The 6023-nt window shown below is 63.8% G+C and carries 5 protein-coding genes; 3 read left to right on the top strand and 2 right to left on the bottom strand.

The genetic code is table 11. The annotated features are described in order from the left end of the window. Both ACXJKR_RS21860 and ACXJKR_RS21865 read left to right on the top strand, forming a co-directional pair. On the top strand, window positions 1-1991 hold a 1991-nt coding region (locus ACXJKR_RS21860), incomplete at its 5' end, for a putative bifunctional diguanylate cyclase/phosphodiesterase (protein ID WP_457324608.1). A 48-nt stretch (window positions 1992-2039) separates the two neighbouring features. Continuing rightward, the gene (locus ACXJKR_RS21865) at window positions 2040-2180 is read left to right on the top strand and encodes a hypothetical protein (RefSeq protein ID WP_457324609.1); all 141 of its coding nucleotides are present in this window, start codon (window positions 2040-2042) and stop codon (window positions 2178-2180) included. A 93-nt stretch (window positions 2181-2273) separates the two neighbouring features. Here ACXJKR_RS21865 and ACXJKR_RS21870 read toward each other — a convergent pair whose 3' ends face one another. Next, the gene (locus ACXJKR_RS21870) at window positions 2274-2609 is read right to left on the bottom strand and encodes an HPF/RaiA family ribosome-associated protein (protein WP_457324610.1); all 336 of its coding nucleotides are present in this window, start codon (window positions 2607-2609) and stop codon (window positions 2274-2276) included. Between the two features lie 151 nt (window positions 2610-2760). Then, window positions 2761-5127, bottom strand: a complete 2367-nt coding sequence (locus ACXJKR_RS21875; RefSeq protein WP_457324611.1) for a nitric-oxide reductase large subunit — start codon at window positions 5125-5127, stop codon at window positions 2761-2763. 586 nt (window positions 5128-5713) lie between these two features. Here ACXJKR_RS21875 and ACXJKR_RS21880 point away from each other — a divergent pair. After that, window positions 5714-6023 (top strand): phospholipase effector Tle1 domain-containing protein (locus ACXJKR_RS21880; RefSeq protein ID WP_457324612.1); only part of this gene is annotated, 310 nt, incomplete at its 3' end.

Raw genomic sequence — 6023 nt, forward strand, 5'->3', positions numbered from 1 at the left:
GCTTTTCGATCGAGTACCCCTGTGACTCGACGACCGAGCAAAGGTGGTTTTTGCTGACAGTGACGCCGTTGGCCCAGCAGCGCCCGAATGGCGTGGTGGTCATGCACCTCAACATCACGGAGCAGAAGATCGGCGAAAACAGGATCAGGCGCCTGAACCGCGTCTATGCGATGTTGAGTGGCATCAATGCGCTGATAGTGCGCGCGCGCGGCTACGACGAGTTGTTCCGCGAGGCCAGCCGGCTGGCAGTCGACCTCGGCGCCTTCAAGATGGCCTGGATCGGTGTCATGGATCCCTTGACCCTGGAATGCAAGGCAGTCGCCTCGCACGGCAGCGAGCCGGGCAATGTCAACCCTATCCCGCCGAGTGCCCGCGTAGACGCACCGAGCAGCGACCGGCCGGCCTGCCGAGCGCTTCGGTCATCGCAGCCAGTGATCTGCAACGATATCGAGAGCGACCTGGCGATAGCGCCATTCCGCGCCGAGCTGCGGGGCGGGGGCTACCGATCATTTGGCTATTTCCCTTTGACGCTGCACGGGCAGCCATGGGCAGTCATGGCGCTGTTTTCGGGCGAGGCCGGCATATTCGATGCGCAGGAAATGCAGCTATTGCAGGAGCTGGCCGGCGATATCTCCTTCGCGCTCGACCATATCGAGAAACTGGAGCGGCTGGAGTACCTCGCCTATTTCGACGTGCTGACCGGATTGGCGAACCGCACGCTGTTCCTTGATCGGGTGACATGGCATCTGCTCGCCGCTATCGCCGGCGGCCACCCCATGGCCGTGTTCCTGTTCGATCTCGAACGCTTCAAGAACATCAACGACAGCCTGGGCCAGGTGACCGGCGACGAACTGCTGCGTCAGGTCGCCGCGTGGCTGGTTCAGCAAATGGGCGATGCTGGTCTGGTGGCACGCATCGGTTCGGACCGCTTCGCCGCGGTGCTGCCGCGTGTCACGCACCAGAGCGGCATACGGCAGCTGCTGGAGCAGACTTTGATGGCGTTCTTGAACCATTCCTTCCCGCTCAATGAGGCGGTGTTCCGCATCTCCGTCAAGGTGGGTGTCGCGGTGTTCCCGGACGACGGCGCCAGCGCCGAGAGCTTGTTCAAGAACGCCGAAGCGGCCTTGAAAAAGGCCAAATCCAGCGGTGACCGCTACCTGTTCTATACGCCGCAGATGACCGCCTCGGTAGCCAGCAAGCTGGCACTCGAGAACCAGCTGCGACAGGCGCTGGAGAACGGGGAATTCGTACTTCACTACCAACCCAAGGTCGATCTGCGCAGCGGCTTGCTGACTGGCGCCGAGGCCTTGATACGCTGGAATGACCCACGCACGGGTCTGGTACCGCCGACCCAGTTCATTCCGATCCTCGAAGAGACCGGTCTGATCTACGAGGTTGGGCGCTGGGCCCTGCGCAGTGCAATCAGCGACTATCTGCGCTGGCGCCGCGACGGCTTTTCAGCCGTGCGTATCGCCGTCAATGTGTCGCCGCTGCAGCTGCGCAATCGCGACTTCATCGCCGAGGTTGAGCAAGCCATCAGCATCGACCCGCAGGCAGCGGCCGGCCTGGAGTTGGAGATCACAGAAAGCCTGATCATGGAGGACGTGCTGCATAGCATCAGCAGCCTGCGCGCGATCCGCGCGATGGGCGTTCGTGTCGCCATCGACGACTTCGGTACCGGATTTTCGTCGCTGAGCTATCTGTCCAAATTGCCGGTCGACACACTCAAGATCGACCGTTCCTTCGTCGTCGACATGACCACCAGCTCGGAAGGCCTGGCACTGGTCTCGACCATCATCACGCTCGCGCACTCTCTGAAGCTCAACGTGGTGGCCGAAGGCGTGGAGACCGAGGCGCAGCGGCGCTTGTTGCAGGAGCTGGTCTGCAATGAGATGCAGGGTTATCTGTTCAGCCGGCCGCTGCCCTGCGATGCCTTCGAGGCGCTCTATCTTGATCCGCCAGCGGGCGGTGCAGATCGGCTCGATGCATGAATCCGGCACTTCAGACTCGTCATGATGGTTGCATTTCGGGTGAGCGACATGATCAACGCCCGCTGCGTCGCCGCTGTGACGAGGGCGCTGCGGAAAGTCGACCCACGCGCGGTGGTGCAGATCGACCTCCATGCCCACGTGGTCGAGATAGAAGCCCACAGCGCCACGGCCCGACGCTTTGCTCGCTGATATGAAGGACAGCCTGTTCTGCGCCACGCATCAGGAGCAGGTCCGTGACGCCGCGTCGGCGCTTCGCCACCGGCAGCGACGAAGCGAAGGCCGTCAGGGGTGCACGGGTTGATGCCGTGGATGATGCTTGGCAATCGCAGCACCGACTGCGCGTTTGAGCTTGTGCACCGCTCCGGCGATGGCCTGGTGCGCGTTGGCGGCGCTGTCGTTCACGACGATGGCCTCTTCGCCGCTGAGCCGTGCATCGAGCATGCAATGAATGTCGTCGGTTCCAGACTTGGCCCGGCTGTTCGCGTCGGACAGATGAACTTCGACGCGCGTGACGCGTTCGCCAAAGCGCCCGAGTGCGGCATTGACGACCGCGTCGAGATGKTCGGTCATCGCCGCGCTGCCGTCGGTGTTGGGGTCAGTGTGGAGCAAGATCTGCATGGGGTCCTTCAAAGTCGTGCGAAGCGTTTGTGCGGCCGGAGCTGTCAGCCCTAGTTTGTGCGGTGCGATCGTCCGGGTCCGTGCGCTGTCGCACGGTCGCGTACCGTGCCCGTCATGCCTGCAGCGGGCAGGGCGGGCGCGATCACAAGCACTACACCGGCAGCTTCGCGGGGACGAGCAATGGGCGTATCGACTTGGCGCCCTCCCGCACGCCAAGGTACGCCTTGACCGACGCGATCACCAGCGGCACGGCCCCGAACACGATGAACACCACGTCGCCCGGCATGCGCATCCATTCGAGCAGCTGCGAACGTTCGCTGGCGATGTAGTCCAGGCTGCGGGCATGCCAGTAGCCGTTGTGCAGGACGTCCCACAGCTGCAGCAGCCCCGCCGGGAACAGGCTCAGGCCCACCATCAGAGCCAAGCCGCCGTTGGTGCCCCAGAACGCGACCCGGACATACCTTTCGATCGCAGGCCAACGTGAGTCATCGCTGGTCTGGCGCAGCACGAAGACCATCAGCGCGATCCCCAGCATGCCGAAGACACCCATCATGGCCGAGTGCCCGTGGGCGGGCGTCAGCAGCGTGCCGACTTCGTAGTAGCTGACGATCGGCAGGTTGATCAGGAAGCCGAGCATCCCCGCGCCGACGAAGTTCCAGAAGCCGACCGCCATCAGGAAATAGAAGGCCCACTTGTGCGGGATCTCGATGGCTTTGCCCGTGGCGTCGCGCACGCCGCGCGTGGTGCGCACGAAGTCCCATGCGTCGAGTGTCAGCAAGGTCAACGGAACCACCTCGAGGGCCGAGAACAAGGCTGACAAGGCCATGTTGAAGTTGCTCTGGCCGGTGAAGTACCAGTGATGGCCGGTGCCCATCAGGCCACCGAGAAAATACAGGATCGCGTCGAGATAGATCACGCGCAAGGCCACATTGCGGCGAGCCAGGCCGAGCTGGAAGAACGTGAGCGCCACCACGGTCGTGGCGAAGAACTCGAAGAAGCCTTCGACCCACAGATGGATGATCCAGAAGCGCCAGGTGTCGACCACCGTGTAGTTGGCCTTGGCACCAATGAACAGCGCCGGAATGTAGAACAGCGGAATCGCGATGGCGGCGACCAGGAACATCCTGACGATGGGCCGCACCGTGGGGTTTGCGAGCGCGTGGGGGCGCACCAGGGTCCACAGCAGTGCGAACCATGCGAAGAGGCCGGCCACCAGAAGGTATTGCCACACTCTGCCGAGTTCGAGGTATTCCCAGCCCTGGTTGCCGAGCCAGAACCACCAATCGCCAAGCACCTGCGAGATTCCCAGCCATTCCCCGAGCAGGCTGCCGCCAATCACCAGGGCAAAGGCTGCGAAGAGCACGTGCGTCAAGGGTGCGAGCCAGCGCGGCTCGTCTTTGCGCAGTGAACGCCCGAGAAACAGCGCCGCAGCGACATAGGCGGTCGCGATCCAGAAGATCGCCAGCTGCAGGTGCCAGGTTCGCAGCAGATTGCTGGGAAAGATGCGTTCGAGGTCGAAGCCGTAGAAGCTGCCCGGGTCGGCGCGGTAGTGTGCGACACCACCGCCGACCAGCGTCTGCCCCAACAGAAGCACGGCGACCACCACGAAGAACTTGACCAACGCTTTCTGCCCGTCGCTGGACTGGCCCGGCAGCAGCTGCGGCCTGACCTTGTGGCCCCGGGTGACCCAGCCGAGGTAATCGAACTTGCCGAAGGCCAGCAGCACCACGGCGATCCCGGCCAACAGCACCACGAGGCTCAGGGCGCTCCAGAACAGGGCTCCGGCGACCGGCCGGTTGCCAACGTTCGGGTCGTAGGGAAAGTTGTTGGTATAGGAATAGCTTTCGCCCGGCCGCACGGCGACGGAAGCCCACGCGGCCCAGCTGACGAAGGCTGTGAACTGCCTCAGCTCCGCGCGGTCCGTGATCAGGTCGGCCGAGAGCCCCCCATTGAGCGCCGGGTCGTGAAAGTAGCGGGTCCAATGCTCGATCAGCTCTCGATGAGCCGTCGCTTGCGAGGCGGTCAGCCGCAACACCCCGGTGTCGGGGTCGTAGCGGTTGGTCTTCAGCTCGACCGCCGTCTCGGCGCGCACCGCCGCCTGCTGAGACGGCGTCAGATCCGAAAAGGGTTGCTGGTGACGCGCCAACGCGATGGACTGGGCCGTGACTTCGCCCATTCGGTGCAAGGCCGCGGCCGCATAGTCTGGCCCAAGGTAGGCGCCGTGGCCCCAGATGCTGCCGTTGGCCATCAGCCCGTATTTCAGGAACACGGCCTGGCCTTCTGCGATGTCGTCGCCGCTGAATTGCAGCGAGCCTGCAAGGTCCGTCGCCTGCGCGGGGATGGGCGGTGCATTGCGGTAGGCGAGCAACGTGACTGCGATGAGGCCGGCAAAGCCGAGCGCCATCACGATCAACACGGTGCGGACCCACCATGGCGACAAGGGGCCGTCGTCCTCGTCGGTCAGAGGCAGCGCAGCTTCATTCATGATGGTTCCCAGCGGGCGGACATTGCCGGGCATCGTGCACGCCCCTCAGCCTGGTGTATGTGCGCCAGCAGACGCACGCGGCCGTTTTACGCGGCTGGCTTGGGCCAGCGAGTGCCCATCACCGTTTAGTAGTGGGAGCGCGCCAGCCCTTCCACAGTGTTGGGGATGCCTTCCTGAGAGAGGCCGAATGAAATCAGGCCCAGGGGAGGGGAGTGCCATGAACGCAATACTGGGAGATCGCGCCGTGGGCAATTTGGAGTTCCGAGCGCTGAAATCGGCGCTCGGTGTTGGCCTTGCGATTGGACTCCCACAGTATCAGCTCCGGCCCGGACAAGGCCTCCGTACCGCCCGAATGGAAAGATGCTTTCGCCCAGCTGGGTGAAGCGCCTGTCGTGAAGCGGCTACGGATGCACCGCGCCTATGACGCCTCCTTCGTGCCGGCCGCGGCCACGGCCAAGAAGCCCAACTGGTCTCGGAGCTGGGCGTGGCACTCGCGTTCGACTATCACGTGCAGAACGGCGACTCACGCGTGCAGGCGTGGCCGAATTAGCCGCAGCGGCCTGAAAGGCCAGTGTGTGGCGCCGCCGGCGTCGATTCATTGTTGGGAGTGGGAGGGGACATGCCAAAGAGACTCGTGTTGTGCTCGGACGGAACGGGCAACAGTTCCGCCAAGGCGGAAAAGACCAATGTCTGGCGCATCTTCCAGGCACTGGACCAGACCGAGCCCGACCAGCTTGCGCACTATGACGACGGCGTGGGCACGTCGTCCAACAAATACCTGGCCGCCCTGGGCGGCGCGTTCGGCTACGGCCTCAAGCGCAACGTCATCGACCTCTACAAGTTCGTCTGCCGGGTCTGGAAGCCGGGCGACGAGATCTACGGCTTCGGGTTCAGCCGGGGCGCATACACCATTCGCGTGGTGGTCGCAC

This window comes from Roseateles sp. P5_E11, from assembly GCF_054049355.1.